The following is a 24,100-nucleotide window of genomic DNA, read 5'->3' as shown; positions in this document are numbered from 1 at the left end:
CATTTCATAAGGAATCATGTTGATGCAGAACCACTTATGTACTGTAAAAAGCTAGGAAGAACTTCTCCCTAGCTTTCTCTTACTCTTCTTCTGCATCGACGATAAAGTTCGGATCTAATTCTTCAAACTCATCATCATCGACTTGGAAATCCTCGTCTGATTCTACGCAACCTTCAGGATTTACACTTACACAAATTTTCGTTTCCCCAACTACTTCTGTTACAAATTCACGTTCTACCGTCACAACAATTTTATTACCATTTGGCGATACAAGAGCTTCTAAACAATTTGGCGGCTGAATTACACGAGCGATAATTTCTAAATCGTCACCAGAGAAGTTTTTATCACGATACCCAATACTTACTTCATCATTGTAGTTAACACGTTCTGTTACAACTTCAGTCTTTGTGTTTCCATCAAATGAATACCAAGTGTTTACATCATAGAAACCTTCAATTTCCACATGTTTTCCATTCTTTCTCGCTTCGTACGAATGGTTAATTACCCAGCACCCTAAAATACTTGTTGGCTCATTATTCGATTCACATGTATGCGTTGACTTTGTATACTTACGTCCTTTTCCAACCACTGCTTTTGTAATAATCTCTCTAAATTCGGACATTCGTAACCCTCCTCAATCACTATTCACTTAATCATATGCGTGACAATAGCGGAATGTGTCATTCTTTTTTTTGAGAAGAATTTCCGATATAACCCACTAAAAAAAGAGATGTCAATAAGACATCTCTTTAACAACCACAATTTCCTTTTTTACTTTCTACTGCTGCACCAGTTTCACCCTTCAACACATCGCCGCCAGTTGAAACTAATATTTCATCTGTTACATTGTTAGAAATGGTACTAGCAACTAGCTGTAGTAAGTCATTTACATACGTTTGTGAAGATTTAAACTCCTGTACAACTGGGATATTATCTAACTTATCTTGAAGTGCATCAATTTCAGCTTCTACTTTTTTCAAAGCTTCCCATTTCCCATAATGTTGCAAGTTTACTGCTTGTTTTTGCAAAGCTTTTATTTCATCAATTGCTCGCTTTACATTTTCATTTTTATGAATTTGTGCTTCTGCTCGCTTAAAGAAATCGACTTCTTCTGTTTCAGAGATCATTTTCGCTAATTCTTTCGCTTGCTCAACAATTTCATCTTTCGTATATACTTTCATCTATTATTTCACCTCAATCGGCTCCTTAACCAATTCCCCGTTAAGAGACCAAGTTTTTGCTTCCGTTATTTTTACTTTCACAAGCTGACCAATTAAAGATTTTGAAGCAACAAAGTTTACAAGTTTATTCGTACGTGTATATCCCGCAAGTACTTCAGGATTATTCTTACTTTCTCCCTCAACTAATACTTCTACAATTTGACCTATATAACGCTTATTCTTATTAACTGCATATTCATTCACTAGTGTATTTAAGCGTTGTAATCGCTCTTTCTTCACTTCCATCGGAACATTATCTTGCATTTTTGCAGCTGGTGTACCTTCACGCGGAGAATAAATAAATGTAAATGCCGTATCAAATCCTACTTCACGATATAACGACATCGTCTCTTCAAACTGCTCATCCGTTTCATTAGGGAAACCAACGATAATATCAGTCGTTAGCACTGCATTCGGAATTGTTTCTTTAATTTTTCGTACAAGCTCTAAATAGTGTTCTCGCGAATATTTACGCGCCATAATTTTAAGCATATCTGTACTACCAGATTGAACCGGTAAGTGGATATGTTCTACTAGGTTACCACCTTTTCCAAGAACATCAATTAAATGATTGTCAAAATCACGTGGATGGCTTGTTGTAAAACGAATACGCGCGATATCGATTTTACGAAGTTCATCCATTAAATCGCCAAGACCATATTGTATATCTTCAAAGTCTTTACCGTATGCGTTTACGTTTTGTCCAAGTAACGTAATTTCTTTATAACCGTTCGCAGCTAAATGGCGAATTTCTTTAATAATATCTTCTGGACGTCTGCTGCGCTCTTTTCCGCGTGTATACGGTACAATACAATATGTACAAAACTTATCACAGCCATACATAATATTTACCCAAGCTTTAATATCACCACGACGTACTTTCGGAAGGTTTTCAATTACATCCCCTTCTTTTGACCAAACTTCAACTACCGTCTCTTTTGAGAACATTGCGTCCTTTAGAATATACGGTAATCTATGAATATTGTGTGTACCAAACACCATATCTACATGCTGATTTTTTTGCATAATTTTATTTACAACAGATTCCTCTTGAGACATACAACCACATACACCAATTATAAGATCCGGATTTCTTCGCTTTAATGATTTTAAATGACCAAGTTCACCGAACACTTTATTTTCAGCATTTTCACGAATTGCACAAGTATTTAATAAAATTACATCTGCCTCTTCAGTTGAAAAGGTTGGCTCATATCCAAGTGTTGTAAAAATCCCAGCCATTACTTCTGTATCATGCTCATTCATTTGACAGCCGTATGTACGAATGTAAAACTTTCTTCCTGCGCCAAAATCGCGAAACTCTTTAGGTAGGCCAAAATCTCTTTCAATTTTAACTTCTTCTTTCCCACGCTTTTTCGCCAATTTCAAGGAAGGTGGTTGGTATACACTTTCAAAGTATTTACTATAATCTTTCTCTTCTTTTTTCGTAGAGGAATTTGCTTGTCGACTTGCTAATCGTTGTTGCTCGTTCATCGGTAATCTCCTTTCACCCTTAACTATACACACACTCTGTAGTCCATTTTAATGCGCTTAGACCCATCTCAATGATGTTAGATAGCATGAGAGATAACTTGCCCTTTGAAACTTGAGTAATCGATCTAATCATCCGTAAGAATGAAGTCTTCCCCACACAAATAGACATTCCCTTTTTTTATTTCATCTTGTCCTACCCAAAAGTATATTGCTTTATCCCTATACACATTATCATAGTATAGAGCCTTTAGCCAACTTTAACGAAGAAGGCTTCTTATCCTATATTTCATTTCACAGTTATTGAACATGCTATTTTTATACAACGATTTATATATTATTTTATCATTCTGAATTTTCTAAGTAAACAAATCTATTAATTATTTTTATTCACTCAAAAAGAAGGTTACCAAGCGGCAACCTTCTCTCCGATTATTACATAAATTCAGCAACAAGCTCATCAAACATTTTCTGATCCATATTCAAATCAGCTTGCACTAAAGGTTTTTCACTATAGTCTTTTACAAGCTCTTGGTAAGAAGGCTGCTTTGTGTTTTGATAAATTAAACCTGTTACTAACCCGTTCTTTTCCATTAATGTTTGCATAGCCATCATGCGGTTAGATGGATCATATCCTTCTACTGTACTTAGTTTCGTTAAATTCTCTTTAAACCAATCATAAGTATTTACTTTATTATAAGTAACACATGGACTAAATACATTAATTAATGAAAAGCCTTTATGGTTAATACCAGCTTCAATAATTTGCGTTAATTCTTTTAAATCACTTGAAAAGCTTTGCGCCACAAATGTCGCACCAGCTGTTAAAGCCATTTCCATAACATTTAGTGATGGTTCAATTGAACCTTGTGGTGTACTTTTCGTTTTAAATCCAGCTTCACTACGTGGTGAAGTTTGACCTTTTGTTAATCCGTAAATTTGGTTATCCATTACGATGTACGTAATATCAATGTTACGACGAATAGAATGGATTGTATGTCCCATACCAATCGCAAAACCATCACCGTCACCACCGGATGCAATAACTGTTAAATCACGATTTGCCATTTTCACACCTTGTGCAATCGGAAGAGCACGTCCGTGAATACTATGCAAACCATATGAATTAATATACCCTGAAATACGACCGGAACAGCCGATACCAGAAATAACAGCTAGCTCATCTGGATTTAAACCAACGTTAGCTGCCGCACGCTGAATCGCAGCCTGCACCGAGAAGTCTCCGCAACCTGGGCACCAGTTTGGTTTTACACTGTTACGAAAGTCCTTAAATGTTGCCATTTAATACAACCCCTTTTTTACATTCGTTGTAAATCTCTTTCGGCAAGAATGGATTTCCATCGTATTTTAAAAGACTAGAAATTTTCTCACCATTGCCAAGATTCATTTTCATAATGTTAGCAAGCTGACCAGTTGCATTGTTTTCTACTACTACAACACGCTTCGCTTTTTTCACAAGTGGATCGATTTCAGCTGTTGGGAACGGATGAATTAAACGTACATGGGCATGGTTTACTTTCATTCCTTCTTGTTCTAAACGCTGCATTGCCTCTTCGATCGCACCACGAGTTGAGTTAAAGCCTACTAACAATACGTCTGCGTCATCATGCTTAGCATTTTTGTAAATAGGGGTATTAAACTGTAAATTCGCCATTTTACGGAAACGTTTGTCCATTTGATCTTTACGATTTAACGCTGATTCAGATGGTTTACCCGTTTCATCATGTTCTACACCTGTAACATGGTGAATACCATTTTTCATACCAGGTAAAACACGTGGTGAAATCCCATCTTCTGTTACTTCATAACGCTTGAAGTATGCTTTATTTTCACGTTCTGGTAATTCTACTTCTAAATCAAGCTTACCACGACGAATTTCCACTTTATCTAACTTAAGTGGTTCTACTGTTTGCTTTCCTAAAGAAAGCTGTAAATCTGTTAAGAAAATAACAGGCACTTGATATTCTTCTGCTAAGTTAAACGCTTCTACAATATCATAGAAAGCTTCTTCAACTGTACTTGGCGCCATTACGATTTTTGGAATTTCACCATGCGTTCCGTAAATCATAGCCATTAAGTCAGACTGCTCTTGTTTTGTTGGTAAGCCCGTACTTGGGCCACCGCGTTGTGTATCAATGATAACTAGCGGTGTTTCAGTAATACCTGCTAAACCAATTGCTTCCATCATTAAAGAAAGACCAGGACCAGCAGATGCTGTTAATGTACGAACACCAGCGTAGTTTGCACCGATCGCCATTGTACAAGCTGCGATTTCATCCTCAGTTTGGATTACTGTTCCGCCGACTTTTGGTAACTTTTTAATTAAATATTCCATAATTTCAGATGCAGGTGTGATTGGATATGCAGACATAAAGCGAGCACCACCAGCTACCGCACCAAATGCGATTGCGTCGTTTCCAATCATAAACATGCGTTTCTGACCATCAGCTTTTTCAAGCTGCATCATGTTTACTTTCTCACCAAGCAATTCTTTCATGTATTGAGAGCCGCGTTTAATTGCTTCCATATTCTTTTGAACGACTTGCTCTCCTTTACGACCAAAGATTTCTTCAACAACCTCTAAATAAGCTGTTTCGTCTAATCCTAATACCGCACTAGATGCCCCAACAGCAACCATGTTTTTCATTAAAGATGTGCCTAATTCTGAAGCGATATCCGTAAACGGTATCACATATAGATTTACATCTGTATTATCAGGTATTGTCGGATTAAATTTCGCATCTGCAACTACAATTCCGCCCGGACGTAGTTCGTGGAAGTTAAAATCAATTGTTTCTTGATCAAAAGCAATTAAAATATCTAAATCATCTGAGATCGCACGTACTTCTGTTGTACTTACGCGAATTTTATTATTTGTATGGCCGCCTTTAATACGTGATGAGAAGTGGCGGTAACCGTATAGGTAATATCCTAATCGGTTTAATGCAATACAGAAGATTTCTCCTGTACTTTCAATTCCTTCACCTTGTTGGCCTCCAACTTTCCATGAAAGTTGACTAATCATCTCCTACACCCCTTTTGGCTGCATTCATTGTAGTGTATTTTTTTACAGTAATAGTTTAGCATTTTTTATGCAAATAAACTACAATGGACGCAAATTATGCCTCTTCTGATTTCCCTTAATCTTTAGTATAATGCTATTTCGTTTACCATTCTAGTATTAGGTCTTAAAAAAATCAATAAATTCAAGTAAATTTATTTTAATTTTTCCGAATTTTTAAAACATATTCTTTAGAACGTTATACAGTCAACAAAATTTTTATACAAAAATCGCTCTACAGTTGATTCATTATACTTTTTACACAGTTGATTCATTATATTTTCATAATCCCTATATGCTTCTACACCTACAACAGTTTCTAAAATCCCATCAAAATCAGAACCGAATCCTATATTTTTTTCTCCACCTAATGAACAAATATATTCCACATGCCTTAATATATCTGCTATATTCGCTTGTCTTTCATTCGTTAAAAACTGCGGTACGAAAGTAATACCAATAATGCTATTTTTCTTTATAAGGGCTCTTATTTGTTCATCGGTTAAATTGCGTGGATGCCCACAAAGTTGATAACAGTTTGAATGAGATGCAATTGGGTTTTTAGCAATTTCAATAACATCCCAAAAGCTTCTTTCATTTAAGTGAGACACATCGGTCCATAAATGTAACGTATTAAGTTCTTGTACAACTTGTCTACCAAATGTAGTTAAACCTGCTCCACGTGCCTCTAGCGCTCCATCAGCTAACAGATTGGCATAGTTCCATGTCAATCCAAAGGAACGTACACCTAAGCGATAAAACAAACGTAATTTCATCGCCTCTTTTCCAATTGCTTCGCATCCTTCTAATGTTAATAATGCTCCAACCTCGTCCTGTTTTAGCATGTTAATATCGTTTTTTGTCTGAATAAACTTCATTCCTGGTAGCGATAGAATTTCATTATGAAAAATATCTATCATTTGCAGCGCAACTTCAAAACGCTTTTCATACGCTACTGTTTCTGGTATATATATAGCAAAGCATTGTATACTTCCTTTTCTTTTCATTAATTGTTCAAATGTAATATGTAATTGTGAATCGTTTTGAAAGTCTTTTTTTCCCTTTGCACTCCATAACTGAAAGAGTACATCGCAATGTGCATCAAAAATTTTCATTTTCATTCCTCCATTACAAAAACAACCTGTTTGCATACATGCAAACAGGTTGTTTCAACTTAACGAGGTTCTACAATTAATTTTATCGCTGTACGCTCTTCACCATCAATCATAATATCTGTAAACGCTGGGATACAAATCAAGTCCAAACCGCTAGGCGCTACAAATCCTCTTGCAATCGCTACTGCCTTTACCGCTTGGTTCAATGCACCTGCACCAATAGCTTGAATTTCTGCTGTTCCGCGTTCGCGAATAACACCTGCAAGTGCACCAGCTACAGAATTAGGGACCGACGTTGCTTTAACTTTTAATATTTCCATTCCGCGTTTCCTCCTCGTTTCTATAAAAAGTAATAGCAATTATTTCACTTTAACTTATATTCACGAGGAATGGCACGTATTCCTGCTAAATTTCTGTAATTTTTCTAAAAAATTAAAATATAACGAATTCTCTAACTTTTCGTTAAAAATCAGTCAAAAAATGGCTGATCATCATTAATTAAAATGCGCTCAATTTTCTTTGCTTTCCCTGTATTAGGATCCACATCAATTAACACTGCACTTAATTGTGTTCTACCATTCGTCACCTCAAAACGCACTGGTAAGTTCGTTAAAAACTTCTTCAATACCGCTTCGCGATCCATACCTAAAATCCCATCATATGGGCCTGTCATACCAACATCTGTAATATAAGCTGTTCCGCTTGGTAAAATACGATTATCAGCTGTAGGAACGTGTGTATGTGTACCTACTACCGCTGTAGCACGACCGTCTACATACCAACCTAACGCCTGCTTCTCACTTGTTGTTTCAGCATGAAAATCAACAAAGATAATGTTTGTACGTTTTTTTGCAATACTGATTAACTCATCCACTTTACGGAATGGACAATCAATTGGAGGAAGGAAAGTACGTCCTTGTAAGTTAATAACTGCAACTTCTGTTCCATTACAATTTACAAAGATAAGCCCTTTTCCCGGCGTTCCTTCTGGGAAGTTAGCTGGTCTTGCAAGATATTTTGCATCATCGATAAATTCAAATACTTCACGGTTATCCCAAGCGTGGTTTCCAAGCGTAACCGCTTGTGCCCCGCACTCTAAAAAGTTTCGATATATTTTTTCCGTAATTCCACGTCCACCCGCAGCATTTTCTCCATTAATAATTGTTACTGTCGGTGTATATTTCTTCTTTAATGCCGGTACGTACTGTTGAATCATGTCTCTACCAGGAGATCCTACTACATCCCCAACAAATAATATTCTCATATGTCTTACCCTTTCTATGTACTACATTTTTTATTACCATACTATAACCTTAAAGCTATTTCCTTACAACAGTTACAATTTATCTATTATAAGTTTCTTTCACTTGCATACTGCTCATAAATAATTTTCTTTATTTTACCCAATTCCAACACAAAAAAATAAAGTGGTGTTTCACCACTTTATTTTGCGTATTCCACTGCACGTGTTTCACGAATAACAGTTACTTTAATATGTCCTGGATAATCCAGTTCATTTTCAATACGTTTTCGAATATCACGAGCTAAACGATGAGCTTCTAAATCATCAATTGTATCTGGTTTTACCAGAATACGAACTTCACGTCCTGCTTGAATTGCGAAAGATTTTTCTACGCCTTCATAAGACTCTGAAATTTCTTCTAACTTTTCAAGACGACGAATGTAATTCTCAAGCGTTTCACTACGAGCTCCCGGTCTTGCAGCTGATAATGCATCTGCTGCAGCAACTAGAACTGCAATGATAGAAGTTGGTTCTGTGTCACCATGGTGAGATGCGATACTGTTTATTACAACAGGATGCTCTTTATATTTCGTTGCGAGTTCAACACCAATTTCAACGTGGCTACCTTCTACTTCATGATCGATTGCTTTTCCGATATCATGTAATAGACCAGCACGTCTTGCTAGTTTTTCATCCTCACCAAGCTCCGCTGCCATAAGTCCAGTTAAATATGCAACTTCCATAGAGTGTTTTAAGACGTTTTGTCCGTAACTTGTACGGTATTTTAAACGACCTAAAATTTTAATTAAATCTGGATGTAAGCCATGAACACCCACTTCAAACGTTGTTTGCTCTCCGACTTCACGAATATACTCGTCCACTTCACGTCTTGATTTTTCGACCATCTCTTCAATACGCGCTGGGTGAATACGTCCGTCCTGTACTAGTTTATCAAGAGCGATACGAGCTGTTTCACGACGAATCGGGTCAAATCCAGATAGAATTACAGCTTCTGGTGTATCATCGATAATAAGGTCAATACCTGTTAACGTTTCTAGCGTACGAATGTTACGACCTTCACGTCCGATAATACGTCCCTTCATTTCGTCATTTGGAAGATTTACAACCGAAACGGTTGTTTCAGCAACATGATCAGCTGCACATCTTTGCATTGCAAGAGATAAAATCTCTTTTGCCTTCTTATCCGCTTCTTCTTTCGCGCGAACTTCACTTTCTTTTACCATAACGGCAATTTCATGAGAAACTTCACTTTCCACTTTACCAAGAATAATTGCTTTCGCTTGTTCGCGGGTCAGATTGGAAATGCGCTCTAATTCTGTTTGTTGCTTTTGAACTAACTCTCCCACTTTGCTTTCCAACTCTTCAATCTGTTGTTGTTTCGCTACAAGAGATTCCTCTTTCTTTTCTAACTGTCGCTCGCGGTTATCGAGCGTTTCGTCTTTACGATCAAGGTTCTCTTCTTTTTGCATTAAACGATTTTCTTGTTTTTGTAATTCGCTTCTACGGTCACGAATTTCTAATTCAGCTTCTGTACGAAGTGTATGAATTTCATCCTTTGCTTCTAAAAGCGCTTCTTTCTTAAGTGCTTCAGCATCACGATTCGCTTCGTCTAGAATACGTTTTGCTTCATTAGCTGCACCATTAATCTTCGCTTCAGCAATAGACTTTCGAACAAAAAAGCCAACAACTGCACCGACTGTTGCAAGCAAAATGGAGATGAGTATCCAAACTGTACTACTACTCATGATTTCACCTCCCCTTGCTATGAATGAAAAAAGACTGTCGGCATGTACATTGAATTACAACGTACAGCAAAGACCGTCGTCCCGCTTTTTTAAGGGACTTTCTTCATTTCACAATTAAAATGTCATATTATTATTTCGGCAAGATTTAAGTCTTACTCCGAATATTACTTCTCTTCTTGAGAAGAGTATATCGTATATAAGAAAAAATATACATTCTCATTGTATCTATCGCAATTTTCATTGTCAAGCGTTGTCTACTTTTACTTTCTTTACCTTAAGCCCTGAATCTTATATGGATTTAAAAAACAGACAGCATATTATCCTGGAAAACCTTAGAAAATCCCAATTCATTCACTTAAAATATATGAATATTCCCCTTTACACATAGCCTTTTGGATAGAATAAATATTTTATCTCCAGCTATATATAACGCTTTCATAGTGGATTAAAAAATAAAAGACACGGGACCGTGTCTTTTATTTTTTAATCTTGACGAGTTGAATCTTCCGTGTCTTCAACACCAGAGTTTTCACCAATTCCGTGATGTTCACGAACAAAGAAGGCAATTTCTTCTCTTAAATCCGTATTCTCTTTTAAGAATTGCTTCGAATTTTCACGACCTTGTCCTAAGCGTTCTTCATTATAAGAGTACCAAGCACCGCTCTTTTGAACGATATCAAGTTCAGAAGCCATATCTAAGATTTCACCTTCTCTTGAAATACCTTCTCCGTACATAATATCAACTTCAGCAACACGGAATGGTGGTGCTACTTTATTTTTAACTACTTTTACTTTCGTTTTATTACCAACAATATCGTTACCTTGCTTTAACTGCTCAGCACGACGTACTTCAAGACGGACAGTTGAATAGAATTTCAACGCACGACCACCTGGAGTTGTTTCTGGGTTCCCGAACATAACCCCAACTTTTTCACGAATTTGGTTGATAAAGATTGCGATTGTTTTTGATTTGTTGATTGCACCTGAAAGTTTACGAAGTGCTTGTGACATTAAACGTGCTTGTAAACCAACGTGAGAGTCACCCATGTCCCCTTCGATCTCAGCTTTCGGTACAAGAGCTGCCACAGAGTCAATTACGATAATATCAACCGCTCCACTTCGTACAAGTGCTTCTGCGATTTCTAGTCCTTGCTCCCCTGTATCAGGCTGTGATAATAGTAATTCATCTATGTTAACACCTAATTTTTGTGCATATACAGGATCCATTGCATGTTCCGCATCAATGAACGCTGCTTGTCCACCCTGACGCTGTACTTCCGCGATTGCGTGTAATGAAACTGTTGTTTTACCTGAACTTTCAGGTCCATAAATTTCAATAACACGGCCACGTGGGTATCCGCCTACCCCTAGTGCCACATCAAGTGCTAAAGAACCACTTGAAATTGTAGAAATTCTACGCTCCGCTTGTTCTCCTAATTTCATAATTGAACCTTTACCGAATTGCTTCTCTATTTGTTTTAACGCCATATCTAATGCCGCTTGACGATCGCTCATTCAAAATTCCTCCTTAACTAAATTGCTAATCTTATTATACCTATTTTCAATTCAATTTGCCAACAAAAATCGAACATTTATTCGTTTTTTTATTTTATATCGAATAAAACTAGGTTTTCCAACAAAAAAAACTAGAAGAAATTTATATCTCTTCTAGCTTTTTAAATAAATGATAAAATCCATATTTTGTAGAGCGTTCTCTAATTTGTTGACGACTTCCACTTAAATTAAGCGAGAAGACTACAGCTGGTTCATCTTTAATCACCAATCCAATAAATACTGTTCCTGGTTCTTTATGCTCTGAAGCATCCGGTCCAGCCACCCCAGTGAAACTAATTCCGATATCTGCTTTTAACAGTTCCTTTACATTTTCAGCAAGATAGCGAGCACACTGTTTACTAACCGCGCCATCAGTACGTAACACTTCTTCAGGTACATGTAAAATTTGTTGCTTCACATCATTTTGATAACAAATGACACCGCCTTTAAATACAGACGAAACACCAGCATTTTCTGTTACTTGATTTCCAAAAAGACCACCTGTTAAACTTTCTGCACACGCTAAAGTTAACCCTTTTTCCTTCAATAGCCTTATTGCCTTGTAATGAAGGAAATCTTGGTCATATCCGTAGAAAAATTCTCCTACTCTTTCTAAAATCAAATCTTCCACATGCTGAATCAGTTTCTCCGCCTCATCAGCATCATAATGTTTGGCAGTTAAACGTAATGTCACTTCTCCATCATTTGCAAGTGGTGCAATGGTTGGGTTCGTTTGTCCATCAATTAAATCTTGAACTTTCACCTCTAATTGAGATTCCCCAATACCAAAAAAACGAAGAACACGAGAATAAATATTTTCCCCCGTTGTAAACTTACATAAAAAAGGCTCTACGTAACTTATATACATCGGCTTCATTTCTTTTGGTGGTCCTGGTAATAAAATATAAACTTTTCCGTTCGTATTTAATCCCATACCAGGCGCCATACCGTGATCATTCGCAAATACAGTCGATCCATTTAAAACGAGCGCCTGCTTTTTATTATTCTCCGTAAATTCACGGCCTGTACGCTTAAAATAATCGCTTATCGATGTTAATGCCTTTTCATCATACACAAGCTCTTCATCTAAACTAGACGCTATTGTTTCTTTCGTTAAATCATCTTTTGTCGGTCCTAATCCACCTGTGAAAATGAGCATATCAGCTCGTTCTTCAGCCAATTCAATTGCCTTCTGTAATCGCTTGTTATTATCCCCAACAACAGTATGGTAGTACACGTTAATTCCGATTGAAGCTAACTTTTCAGATAAAAACTGGGCATTTGTATTTGCAATTTGTCCAAGTAATAATTCCGTTCCAACCGCAATAATTTCAGCATTCATCCCAATTCCCCCATAAACTTCTATTTTGAGTTTACAAAAGCATCTTTATTTTTCCAGAAATAATCCCATCCTGAAATAACGGTAAAGAATAACGCAATCCATATGAAAATATCTGCAACTGGAATATGAAGTAGATTTAACGGTACATCATGTAATAAGTATGCTGCAATCGCAATAATTTGTGTCCATGTCTTAATTTTCCCTAGCTGATTTGCTGCAACTACTTCTCCTGTCCCAGCAAGTACAAGGCGTAAACCTGTTACTGCAAACTCACGGCTTATAATTACAATAACGATCCAAGCAGGTACATATTGCATTTCTACCAATGTGATAAGTGCTGCCGAAACAAGTAATTTATCTGCTAACGGGTCAAGGAATTTCCCTAAATTCGTTACAAGATTATACTTTCTTGCATAATGTCCATCAATCCAATCTGTAGCCGAAGCAATAATAAAGATAAGTGCCCCTACTAAATGTTGAATTGGTAACTCTACATCACCAATTATAAATGAGCCCCACTCAAAGGGCGCTAACATAATTACCATAAAAATTGGAATTAAGAAGATTCTAGATATTGTAATTTTATTTGGTAAATTCACAGCTATTCCTCCATCATGTCAAAAACATTTGTTCATTGAAAAAAGTCATCGAAGCGATGACTGTTATTGCGCAGCTTGCCCTATCCCTTGGTTTTTTATCACCAATCTTTGGTGATATTCTTTTGCTGGATCTAATGGGAAAGTAACCACTTGGCCATTCAGTTTAATTTCAACATTTGGTGCACTTCCAATATTAAGCCGCACTTCTTTTACTGTTGATAAATCACGTTTTTCTGTTTGACCACTTTGTACTGTAGTGTTTAGAATTTCGTTACCCGCATCATCTTTAACATCTACATAGCTTGCACCCTTCGCCGAAATTTCCAGTTCTAATGTTTTATTATTATGAATTTCCAAAGTAGATACCTTACCACTCGTTCCAACTACCTTCACTTCTTGTTGTCCAGTTGGTTGCGCTGGTTGCTCTTCTTTCTTTGGTTCTTCTTTCTTTGGTTCTTCTTTTTTTGGTTCTTCTTTTTTTGGTTCTTCCGCTTTCGCTTCATCTTTCTTCGTATCTAACGGAGAATTTTTTGCTTTTTGAACCTCAATTTTTTCACTTTGAGCATTTTGAACTTGCCTATCATCTTTTCCAGTTAACGCTTGAATAACAAACCAGACTACCACTCCAAATGCGATTACTAACAACGCAATCAAAATTTTGGGCATATGATCCGCAATTGGCCATGATGAAGATTTTTGCATTGTTTCTTGTGTTTTTTGTCCAGTTGATACTTGTGGAACTTCACGTTTTTCAGACTGTGGTATCGTACTCTGATATTCCACAAGCAGTTCCTCTCCATTTAATCCAACAGCATCTGCATATTGTTTAATGAATGCACGCGCATAAAAAGCTCCTGGCAACACATCATAATTGCCTTCTTCAATCGCTACTAAATGGCGTTTTTGAATTTTTGTAATCTCATGCAGCTGATCAATAGATAAGCCTTTCGCTTCTCTTGCTTCTGTCAGCTTTTGTCCTAATTCCGTCACTACTAACACCTCAATATTTCTTTAAAAGTCGAACATAGAGAAATTGTTTTGCGTACCTTGCTCAATTTCATCTACTAAATTATATTGAATTTCTTCATCATAATCGTTACGCAATTCGATAATATAATCAAAATCATCCAATGTGTATTCTGACTGACTCACAAACACATCCGGATGTTCCACAACTTTCGTTGCAGGCAATCTCATGATTTCACGAACGAGCTGCCAGTGTCTTTCATTTGCACGCTTTGTCGACACAATTCCATCTAGTATGAAAATATTATCGTCGCTATACTCATCTTCAATCAATTGGCTACGAACAGTTTGCTTAATGAAAGTAGATGATACGAATAACCATCTCTTATTTGCACAAACACTTGCGGCAACAATAGATTCTGTTTTTCCGACACGAGGCATTCCTCGTATCCCAATTAATTTATGACCTTCTTTTTTCATTATCTCCGCCATAAAGTCTACAAGCAATCCTAATTCATCACGCACAAATCGAAATGTTTTCTTATCATCTGCATCTCGTTGTATGTACCTACCATGTCTAACTGCTAGCTTATCTCTAAGCTTTGGCGGACGATATTTCGTTACCGTTATATTATCCATCGTATTTAAAATTGATTCAAGTCTAGAGATTTGTTCTTGATTATCACACATAAGCAAAAGTCCACGTCGTGCATTATCTACACCATTAATTGTGACAATATTGATGCCAAGCATACCGATTAACGAAGAAACGTCACCAAGTAAGCCAGGTCGGTTTTTATGTATTTCATATTCAAAATACCATTCAATCATCCAAGATCACTCCCCTACGCTTACTTTACACCTACGTACTATATTATATGATTTCACCTTAATAGGGAAGCTAAATGTATAATCTATTCCTCCTAATTACTATACAAAAAAAGTAGAGAGGAGAAGCTCCTCTCTACTTTTACTTATGTTGTACAAACTTCACCATTAAATTTGCAATTGTATGTTGCTCTTGTTCATCAGCAACTTTCCAAAGCTCAGACAATAATTTTTCTTGATCGTTGCGCGCTTCTACTTCATTTGCTAAATAATCACCAACACGAAATGCCATATCTGATACGGCACCACCATCAAGCCCTTTTCCCCCCGCTTGTTCTAAACGTTCTCCTAAAAAGCTCTTCCACTGATCAAAATTATCTAACACTGACATGTTTAAGCACCTCACTATTTTAGTAATAGAATCATGCTTAATTTGTACAATTTCTTGTTTTTTATGTAAGAATTTTTTAGCAATGCCAACCGCCATTCACTCCGATAATTTGCCCCGTAATATAAGAAGCTCCTGGCGAAACGAGGAAGGAGACTGTTTTTGCTACCTCTTCGGGTAGTCCTATTCTACCTAATGGAATATCTTCAGCAATTTCATTTTTATCATCTTCTGAAAATACATTTAACATTTCTGTTTCGATCGCACCTGGCGCTACCGCATTAACGCGCAATCCACTTAGAGAAACTTCTTTCGCTAAAGCCTTCACATATGAATTTTGTGCACCTTTCACCATTGAGTACAGCACCTCACAAGACGCTCCTATTTGCCCCAAAATGGATGAAATAACAACAACATTACCACTTCTCCGCCCGATCATCGGCGGAAGCGCCATCGATAAAAGTCTATATACACTCTTCACTTGAAGCTCCACCATATAATCTAATTCTTCATTCGTAACATCCGTTACTAATCCAAATATACTCTTTCCAGCTGCGTATACAATAACATCAATAGGATGTTCGATTTGTCCCCACAATTTCTCTGCTCCATCGATAGAAGCTAAATTTGCTTGCACAGGAATCACTGCATCAAACTCCTTTTGTAACCCCCTTATCTTCTCTTCGTTTTTATTGTAATGAATATAGACTGTATAACCATCCTCGATTAACTGCTTCGAAATAGCAGAGCCAATCCCTCCGCTTCCTCCAGTTACTAATGCATACTTTTTCATAAATTCCCTCTCTTATCTTTTTATGTATAAATAAATAATACCCTCATCTTACCATTTGGCAATAACCAAACGTTAGATGAGGGATATAGATACTGCGTTTTTTATTCACATATTACTTCATTTTTTGGTAACACTTGGCAGACACTCATTTTCTCTTCAACTAATAATGTTTTTGCTGCTTGTTGTAGGTCTTGAACAGTTAATCCTTCTAACACTGTAAGAGCATCAAATAAACTAGATTCATTAAACGCATATCGTGTAAACTGATTTGCAATATATTCAGGTGAATTCAACGATCGTAAAAATCCACCAATTTTCTTTTTCTTCACCCGTTCCAGCGCAGTCTCATCTAACTGATCATAATTCGTTTGTAGTAAAATACCTTTTAATCGCTCTGCCAATTCATCAGGGTGCTTCGTATCTCCACCAACCATTGCAAAACCGAAGTTATTTTCTTCTGTATAGTCATACGAGAACGAATCATCAATAAGACCTTCATTATATAAAGATTCGTAATGAACTGACCCTTTTCCAAATAAATAATCTAAAAGTAATGTAAGCGCAATTTCTTGTTTTAACAGAGCTTGCCCTTTTTCTTTTAAATTCGTTGCCTTAATACCAACTAAACATTTTGGAGTTTGAACAGGCATTGAAATAATCTTTTTCTTTTCATTTACTTCTTCTGGTTCCTCTTCAAAAGAGCGAACGATTTCTGGTTGATTTTCGTAATCTTTTTTCGCTTGATTTTCACGAACTAAATCCATTGTTTTTTCAGGATCAATCGCTCCAACAACAAATAATAACATGTTGCTCGGATGGTAAAAAGTCTCATAACATTCATACAGTAGGTCTTTTGTAATCTTACTAATAGACTCAATCGTCCCTGCAATATCAATTTTAATTGGATGTTTCACAAACAAACTATCGATTAATCCAAAGTATAAACGCCAGTCTGGGTTATCTTGGTACATTTGAATTTCTTGACCGATAATACCTTTTTCTTTTTCAACCGTTTTTTCAGAGAAATACGGTTCTTGTACAAAGTCTAACAGTGTATTTAAATTTCTCTCTACATTTGATGTACAGGAAAAGAGATAAGCGGTTCTTGTAAAAGATGTAAAAGCGTTCGCTGAAGCACCTTGTTTACTAAACAATTGAAACGCGTCATGGTCCTCTTTTTCAAACAATTTATGCTCAAGGAAATGAGCAATTCCATCTGGTACACGAGTCATGTCTTCTTTTCCAAGCGGTACAAATGTATTATCAACAGAACCGTACTTCGTCGTAAATGTTGCAAATGTTTTATTGAAGCCTTGTTTCGGTAAGATATATACGTCTAATCCATTCGGAAGTTTTTCATAATATAGCGTCTCTTTTAATTGCTCATACACAATTTTCTCCATTTATTCTCCCTCCGTTCCATGTAAAAAGTAAATTGTATCTAGTTCAATATTATTAGCAACTTTCACAATCTCTTCTTTCGTCACGCTTTCTATGCCCGTTAGCCATTCTTCAACTGGACGCGTACGCTCTGAAATCACCCCGTGATAAAGCATTTCAACAAAACCACGTGGTGTATCAATTGCCTCTAAGATTTGATTTTGAATTACACTTTTCGTTTGCTGAATCTCTTCCTCTGAAAAATCACCGCTTTGCATTGCTTTCATCTGTTCTTTAATAATTTCAACAGCTTTTTCAAAGTTCTTCGCTTCAATTCCAGACATAACGAAGAGCAAACCTTTATGACTTTCAAATCTCGATGCTGCATAGTACGCTAAACTATTTTTTTCACGGACATTTACGAATAACTTCGAATGAGAAAACCCTCCAAATAATCCGTTAAACAATTGTAATGCAAAATAATCTTCATCTTTATACGTAATGAATGTGCGATAGCCGATATTTAATTTACTTTGCTTTAGTTCTTGTTGTTCAACAATTTCTTTTTCTTCATTATTTCGTTTATGAAGAAGTACATTTCTCTCTTTCATAGCGCGAGGTGAAATCGAAAAATACTTATTTACAAGCCCCACAGCATCTTCTGAAATATCACCAATGATATATAAATCCATTTCATCTTCAGCTAACACTTTTTGATAATATTGATACAAACTTTCATTTGTAATAGAAGCAACACTTTCTTTTTTTCCATTTGCACTTAAGCGATATGGTTCTACTTTGCACATTTCTGCAATTAAACGCTCATTTGCATAACGCATTTTATCATCATAAGTAGCTTCAATTCGTTGCAAGAGTGCTCGTTTCTCACTTTCTACAATAGAAGATAGAAAACCGTCCCCTTCTGTTGCTGGATGTAAAACAATATCAGATAACATAGAAAGCGCTTTTTCAAATAACGGTGGTGCATCGCGTAAATATGTTTCATTTGCAATGTCTACATAAATAGAGATAATATGGTCTTCCCCTTTTTTACTTACATCTACCGCTAAAGAAGATCCATATAATTCTTCTAAATATTGACGAAGACGAATTACAGAAGGCAGTTTTTCTGTCGCACTTTGCAATACGTACGGCAATAGGGCACGCTCTGTCACCGTCTCCTCATTTAAAGGTGCTTTAAAACGAAATACAAAGGTATTTGTTTTAAATTTATCAGTCGGAATAATATGTACTCGCAAGCCACCTAATTCATGCAGTTGCTGTTCCATTAGTTTCATTAATAGCCCTCCTTTACGTATGTAGGAATATTCCTCTTCAATATACAGTTTTTAGAAATAAAAAATCAACTTTTCTTCCTTATTATGCTTACATTTGAGTCTTTCTAAAAACTTTAATATGTAAGGAACATAGTAAAATTCCGTATTAAATATATTCTATGTAAAAAAGCCCGCACTAATGTGCGAGCTTTTTTTATACTTTCTAAATACTCATCGTTTTCCTTTTTCATAAGGCGTTCCTAATGCTTTCGGAGCTTCAGATCGGCCTACAAAACCAACAAGTGCTAATATTGTAAATACATACGGTAATATCGTTAAGAATACACTTGGAATTTCTTTCAATACAGGAATTGTACCACCTGTTATCCCAAGTGATTGAGCAAATCCGAAGAACAGTGCGGCTCCAAGAGCACCAAGTGGATTCCATTTACCAAAGATCATAGCTGCTAGTGCTAAGAAACCTTGTCCAGTAATTGTAGCACCTGAGAAGTTACCAGAAATCGACATTGCGAAGACCGCACCACCCACTCCTGCAAACATTCCAGATATACAAACTGCAATATAACGCATTTTATATACATTAATCCCCATCGTATCTGCTGCCATTGGATGTTCACCAACAGCACGTAGACGAAGACCGAACGGTGTTTTATAAATAATGTACCAAACAACAAATGCTAAAATAATGGCAATATACGATGTTAACGGTACGTTTGAGAAAAATATTTTTCCGATAACTGGAATATCTGATAGACCTGGGACATCGATTTTTTCAATACGGTATTGAATAAAATCTGTCTGCCCTTTATCAAAAATCTTCTTAATCGCAAATACTGTTAAACCAAGAGATAAGAAGTTAATCGCTACACCACTTACAACCTGATCAGCACGGAACGTAATAGATGCTACCGCGTGAAGTAATGCAAATAATCCACCACCAATTGCCGCAAATAGTAATGCAATCCATGGAGTCATCGTTCCCCAAGTATCACCCATTAATAAGGTTGTAACAATTCCAACAAATGCACCAAATAGCATTAGTCCTTCTAACGCAATATTTACAACACCTGATCGTTCACTAAATACACCACCTAATGCTGTAAAAATTAAAGGTGCTGATGTATATAACGTACCTGTCACAAGAATGGCTAATATATCTAAAAAGCTCATTTATTTCCCCTCCTTGCTCATGCGTGTAAGCGCCCATCTTAAAACATAACTACATGCAACAAAGAAGATAATACATGCAATAATTACGTTAATAAGTTCTGATGGTACATCTGCCTCAAAGTTCATTTGAGGGGAAGCACTTTTCAAACCACCAAATAACAATGCTGAAAGGATAATACCAAATGGATTATTTCCTCCAAGAAGCGCTACGGCAATTCCGTCAAATCCAATCCCTGTAAATGAAGACATTGCTGTCATGCTTTGGAATGTTCCTAGCCCTTCCATTGCTCCACCAATCCCAGCAAATGCACCAGCAATTGTCATGGAGAATACTACATTACGAGAAACCTTCATACCTGCATATTGAGAAGCATGTTGATTAAATCCTACTGACTTTAATTCATAACCTAGAGTTGTTCGATCTAATAAGAACCACATTAAGATTGCTACTAAAATTGCAACAATAATTCCCCAGTGAAGACGTGAACCATCAGTTATTGCAGCTAACCAATCTGAAGATAAAGATGCACTCGCTTTAATATCGTATGTTTTATCATTGCCCTCATGTAAAAAGCGTTTAATTATGTCATACGTTACATATAACGCGATATAGTTCATCATTATTGTTACAATAACTTCATTAACCTTAAACTTCCCTTTTAAATAACCAGGAATAAAGCCCCATATTCCACCCACCATTGCTGCAAATAAAATAGATAATGGAATATGAAGAAACGCTGGTAGTGAGACCGCATAACCGAACCAAACTGCCGCAAGCCAACCAACTAATAGTTGACCCTCTACCCCGATATTAAATAAACCTGTACGAAATGCAAACGCCACCGATAATCCAGCAAGAATAAGTGGTATCATAGTGCGAAGTGTCTCACCAATCGCACTAGCACTGCCGAACATACCTGTCCAAAGCGCACTATAACCAACAATTGGATCATAGCCACTAACCAGCATTACAATCGCTCCAACAATTAAACCAAAAATAACGGATAGTACTGGGACTAAAATATTTATCGTTCGCTCTGTTAAAAGTTTTTTAGCCATTTGTACCCACCTGCTCTTTCTCTGTTCCTCCAGCCATTAGCAAACCAAGCTGTTGTTCATTTGTGCCTTTCGCATTCACAATTGCTACAATTTTCCCTTCATAGATAACCGCAACCCGATCACTCACATTTAAAATTTCTTCTAATTCTAAAGATAAAAGAAGAACCGCTTTCCCATTATCTCTCTGCTCGATTAATTTTTTATGAATAAATTCAATTGCACCTACATCTAAACCACGTGTTGGCTGTGCTGCAATTAATAAATCCGGATTACGATCTACTTCACGTGCAATAATAGCTTTCTGCTGATTCCCACCAGATAGAGCACGCGCTAATGTTTGTTCGCTAGGTGTACGTACATCGAACTGTTCAATAAGTGCCTTCGCTTTCCCTGTGATTTTGCTAAAGTTTAAAATCCCCTTCTTTGAAAATGGATTTTTATAGTACGTTTGCAAAACTATATTGTCTCTAACAGAAAAATCAAGAACTAGTCCGTGCTTATGACGATCTTCTGGAATATGACCAATTCCTTCTTCTGTAATTCTTCGAACAGGCCAATTCGTTATTTCTTTCCCTTTAATTGCAATAGAACCTGACTCAACTTTTCGTAAACCAGTAATTGCCTCTATTAATTCGCTTTGTCCATTTCCATCGATTCCTGCAATACCAACAATTTCCCCCGCACGAACAGTTAAGTCAAGGCCTTTTACAGCAGGCAGTTGGCGTGCATCGTGAACAACAAGATTTGCAATAGAAAGTACCTCTTCTTTGGGCGTAGCGTCTATTTTTTCTGTTTTAAAATTCACTTGACGTCCGACCATTAATTCTGCAAGTTTATGTTCATCCGTATTTGCAACGTCAACAGTTCCAATCCCTTTTCCTTTGCGAATAATTGTACAACGATCGCAAACTTCCATAATTTCTTTCAATTTATGAGTAATAAGAATGATAGATTTTCCTTCTTGCACAAGCTTTTTCATAATTTGAATCAATTCATGAATTTCTTGTGGTGTTAACACTGCAGTCGGTTCATCAAATATTAAAATTTCCGCTCCACGGTAAAGTGTTTTTAAAATTTCAACACGCTGTTGCATACCAACAGAAATATCCTGTATTTTCGCGTATGGATCTACAGCTAAACCATATTGTTCAGACAACCTTTGAATCTCTTTAGCAGCTTCTTCAACAGCTATTTTCCCTTTTTTCTTCGGTTCATTACCGAGAATGATATTCTCTGTAACTGTAAAATTATGAACAAGCATAAAATGTTGATGGACCATCCCAATACCAAGATCATTCGCAATATTCGGATTTGTAATTTTTACAGGTGTTCCTTTAATTTTAATTTCACCTTGTTCTGGCTGATACAAACCGAATAGTACATTCATCAATGTGGATTTCCCTGCACCATTTTCTCCAAGTAAAGCATGTATTTCTCCCTGTTTTACTTGCAGCGTAATATCATCATTCGCTACAATGCCTGGGAATACTTTCGTAATATTATTCATCTCAATTACGTATTCCATTTCGTTCCTCCTTTTAACAGGGAACATTCCCCTATTACACTATTAACTTATTAAGCAATTTGGAAGTTTTATACATACAAAGGTTAGTTCTAAGAACTAACCTTTGCTATTTCTCTATCTTTATTTTTTTAGAGAAGCTTCATATTCTTTATATTCTTTATCTGTAGCTGGTACTTTAATTTCTCCAGCTGTAATTTTCTTTTCAAATTCTTCTACTTTTGTTAAAATCTCAGGGTTAACTTTTTTCACGTTATCAGTTGTTTTTGCAATACCAACACCGTCATCTTTTAAGCCAAACGCTTCAATTTTACCACCTTTTAATTTTCCATCTTTCGCTTCTTTTGCTACTTTTTGTACAGCGATATCAACACGTTTTACCATTGAAGTTAATGTTACGTTTTCAGGCATACCTTCTTGATTTTGGTCACGGTCAACACCGATTACCCAAACGTTTTCACCTTTTTTCTTACGGTTTTTCGCTTCAGTGAATACACCATTACCTGTACCACCAGCAGCATGATAAATAACATCTACGCCTTGACCATACATTGCTGACGCAAGAACTGTACCTTTTTCAGGCTTATCGAATGCTTCAGCATATTCAGATACGATTTCAATATTTGGATTCACTGCCTTAGCACCAGCTTTAAATCCATTCTCGAATTTACTAATTAAATCACTCTTCATTCCACCAACAAATCCTACTTTATTCGATTTTGTTGACATAGCTGCCACCGCACCTACAAGGAATGACCCTTCATGATCTTTAAATGTAATACTTGTTACGTTTGGTGCATCTACAACAGTATCAACAATTGCAAATTGTTGTTTTGGAGATTCTTTTGCTACTTCTTTAATTGCTCCCTCTAATTTATACCCAATACCGAAAGCTAAATCATACTTATCTTTTGAAAATTTCTTTAAGTTCGGAATATAATCCGCTTCTTTTTCAGATTGAAGATAACGATAATTTGTCTTCTCTTTTAATCCATTATCTTTACCAAACTGTTGTAATCCTTCCCAAGAAGATTGGTTAAATGATTTGTCATCAACGCCCCCAACATCTGTAACCATACCAACCTTAAACTCTTTATCCCCTTTTTTGTCACTATCCGCTTTATCCGAGTTACCACATGCACCTAACACTGTACTTGCTGCTAACGTTAACGATAATAAAAGACCTGTTTTTTTCTTCATACTAGAAACCCCTCCTGAAATGTTTTTTCTAATGATTCATACGCTGCTGTCCCTTACTTCTTGCTGTCACCTCCCTAAAAAGGA

Annotated in this window: 22 protein-coding genes; all 22 read right to left on the bottom strand. The window is 36.5% G+C overall.

What is annotated here, in order from left to right:
* Positions 1 to 79 precede the first annotated feature (79 nt).
* Positions 80 to 622, bottom strand: a complete 543-nt coding sequence (gene cotE / locus MHH66_RS07970; protein WP_002014610.1) for an outer spore coat protein CotE — start codon at positions 620 to 622, stop codon at positions 80 to 82.
* Positions 623 to 749: 127 nt separating this feature from the next.
* Positions 750 to 1,181 carry a RicAFT regulatory complex protein RicA family protein gene (locus tag MHH66_RS07965; RefSeq protein ID WP_002033698.1) on the bottom strand — a complete coding sequence of 144 codons (432 nt, stop codon included), beginning with the start codon at positions 1,179 to 1,181 and terminating at the stop codon, positions 750 to 752.
* 3 nt (positions 1,182 to 1,184) lie between these two features.
* Complete coding sequence (miaB, locus tag MHH66_RS07960; protein ID WP_033731185.1) at positions 1,185 to 2,714, bottom strand: tRNA (N6-isopentenyl adenosine(37)-C2)-methylthiotransferase MiaB; 1,530 nt, start codon at positions 2,712 to 2,714, stop codon at positions 1,185 to 1,187.
* 432 nt (positions 2,715 to 3,146) lie between these two features.
* Entirely contained in the window at positions 3,147 to 4,013 is an 867-nt protein-coding gene (locus tag MHH66_RS07955; protein ID WP_002088040.1) for a 2-oxoacid:ferredoxin oxidoreductase subunit beta, read from the bottom strand.
* Entirely contained in the window at positions 4,000 to 5,757 is a 1,758-nt protein-coding gene (locus MHH66_RS07950; protein ID WP_016092174.1) for a 2-oxoacid:acceptor oxidoreductase subunit alpha, read from the bottom strand. The genes MHH66_RS07955 and MHH66_RS07950 overlap by 14 nt, the downstream gene beginning before the upstream one ends.
* Positions 5,758 to 5,984: 227 nt before the next feature.
* Positions 5,985 to 6,908 (bottom strand): dipeptidase, encoded by a 924-nt coding sequence (locus MHH66_RS07945; RefSeq protein WP_078184331.1) that lies wholly within the window; start codon positions 6,906 to 6,908, stop codon positions 5,985 to 5,987.
* Positions 6,909 to 6,967: 59 nt separating this feature from the next.
* The gene (gene spoVS / locus MHH66_RS07940; protein ID WP_000404341.1) at positions 6,968 to 7,228 is read right to left on the bottom strand and encodes a stage V sporulation protein SpoVS; all 261 of its coding nucleotides are present in this window, start codon (positions 7,226 to 7,228) and stop codon (positions 6,968 to 6,970) included.
* 149 nt (positions 7,229 to 7,377) lie between these two features.
* The gene (locus MHH66_RS07935) at positions 7,378 to 8,172 is read right to left on the bottom strand and encodes a TIGR00282 family metallophosphoesterase (RefSeq protein WP_002014601.1); all 795 of its coding nucleotides are present in this window, start codon (positions 8,170 to 8,172) and stop codon (positions 7,378 to 7,380) included.
* A 179-nt stretch (positions 8,173 to 8,351) separates the two neighbouring features.
* Positions 8,352 to 9,917: a ribonuclease Y gene (gene rny / locus MHH66_RS07930; RefSeq protein WP_002014600.1), complete on the bottom strand. Its 1,566-nt coding sequence runs from the start codon at positions 9,915 to 9,917 to the stop codon at positions 8,352 to 8,354.
* 483 nt (positions 9,918 to 10,400) lie between these two features.
* Positions 10,401 to 11,432 carry a recombinase RecA gene (gene recA, locus MHH66_RS07925; protein ID WP_002014599.1) on the bottom strand — a complete coding sequence of 344 codons (1,032 nt, stop codon included), beginning with the start codon at positions 11,430 to 11,432 and terminating at the stop codon, positions 10,401 to 10,403.
* A 142-nt stretch (positions 11,433 to 11,574) separates the two neighbouring features.
* Positions 11,575 to 12,813, bottom strand: coding sequence for a competence/damage-inducible protein A (locus MHH66_RS07920; RefSeq protein WP_033731186.1), 1,239 nt, complete (start codon positions 12,811 to 12,813; stop codon positions 11,575 to 11,577).
* Positions 12,814 to 12,833: 20 nt separating this feature from the next.
* Complete coding sequence (gene pgsA / locus MHH66_RS07915) at positions 12,834 to 13,412, bottom strand: CDP-diacylglycerol--glycerol-3-phosphate 3-phosphatidyltransferase (protein WP_002014596.1); 579 nt, start codon at positions 13,410 to 13,412, stop codon at positions 12,834 to 12,836.
* Positions 13,413 to 13,475: 63 nt separating this feature from the next.
* On the bottom strand, positions 13,476 to 14,402 hold the full coding sequence (locus MHH66_RS07910) for a helix-turn-helix domain-containing protein (protein ID WP_002165210.1): 927 nt from the start codon (positions 14,400 to 14,402) through the stop codon (positions 13,476 to 13,478).
* Between the two features lie 21 nt (positions 14,403 to 14,423).
* Positions 14,424 to 15,209, bottom strand: a complete 786-nt coding sequence (locus MHH66_RS07905; RefSeq protein ID WP_078184332.1) for a DUF3388 domain-containing protein — start codon at positions 15,207 to 15,209, stop codon at positions 14,424 to 14,426.
* A 139-nt stretch (positions 15,210 to 15,348) separates the two neighbouring features.
* Positions 15,349 to 15,597 (bottom strand): DUF3243 domain-containing protein, encoded by a 249-nt coding sequence (locus MHH66_RS07900; protein ID WP_000114449.1) that lies wholly within the window; start codon positions 15,595 to 15,597, stop codon positions 15,349 to 15,351.
* A gap of 76 nt (positions 15,598 to 15,673) precedes the next feature.
* Positions 15,674 to 16,387 (bottom strand): elongation factor P 5-aminopentanone reductase, encoded by a 714-nt coding sequence (gene ymfI, locus MHH66_RS07895; RefSeq protein ID WP_078184333.1) that lies wholly within the window; start codon positions 16,385 to 16,387, stop codon positions 15,674 to 15,676.
* 101 nt (positions 16,388 to 16,488) lie between these two features.
* Positions 16,489 to 17,790: an EF-P 5-aminopentanol modification-associated protein YfmH gene (yfmH, locus tag MHH66_RS07890; protein ID WP_063219182.1), complete on the bottom strand. Its 1,302-nt coding sequence runs from the start codon at positions 17,788 to 17,790 to the stop codon at positions 16,489 to 16,491.
* Positions 17,791 to 19,065 (bottom strand): EF-P 5-aminopentanol modification-associated protein YfmF, encoded by a 1,275-nt coding sequence (yfmF, locus tag MHH66_RS07885; RefSeq protein ID WP_078184334.1) that lies wholly within the window; start codon positions 19,063 to 19,065, stop codon positions 17,791 to 17,793.
* A gap of 210 nt (positions 19,066 to 19,275) precedes the next feature.
* The gene (locus MHH66_RS07880) at positions 19,276 to 20,235 is read right to left on the bottom strand and encodes an ABC transporter permease (RefSeq protein WP_002190490.1); all 960 of its coding nucleotides are present in this window, start codon (positions 20,233 to 20,235) and stop codon (positions 19,276 to 19,278) included.
* A complete protein-coding gene (locus MHH66_RS07875) occupies positions 20,236 to 21,294 on the bottom strand; it encodes an ABC transporter permease (protein WP_002190491.1) in 1,059 nt (352 codons plus the stop codon).
* Positions 21,287 to 22,819 carry an ABC transporter ATP-binding protein gene (locus MHH66_RS07870; RefSeq protein ID WP_012261536.1) on the bottom strand — a complete coding sequence of 511 codons (1,533 nt, stop codon included), beginning with the start codon at positions 22,817 to 22,819 and terminating at the stop codon, positions 21,287 to 21,289. The genes MHH66_RS07875 and MHH66_RS07870 overlap by 8 nt, the downstream gene beginning before the upstream one ends.
* Positions 22,820 to 22,939: 120 nt before the next feature.
* Positions 22,940 to 24,016, bottom strand: a complete 1,077-nt coding sequence (locus MHH66_RS07865) for a BMP family lipoprotein (RefSeq protein ID WP_002190493.1) — start codon at positions 24,014 to 24,016, stop codon at positions 22,940 to 22,942.
* Positions 24,017 to 24,100 lie beyond the last annotated feature (84 nt).

The organism is Bacillus sp. FSL H8-0492, assembly GCF_038006145.1.
Taxonomy (GTDB): domain Bacteria; phylum Bacillota; class Bacilli; order Bacillales; family Bacillaceae_G; genus Bacillus_A; species Bacillus_A mycoides.
The sequence above is the reverse complement of the archived record's forward strand: the minus strand, read 5'-3'. Positions and strand labels throughout refer to the sequence as shown.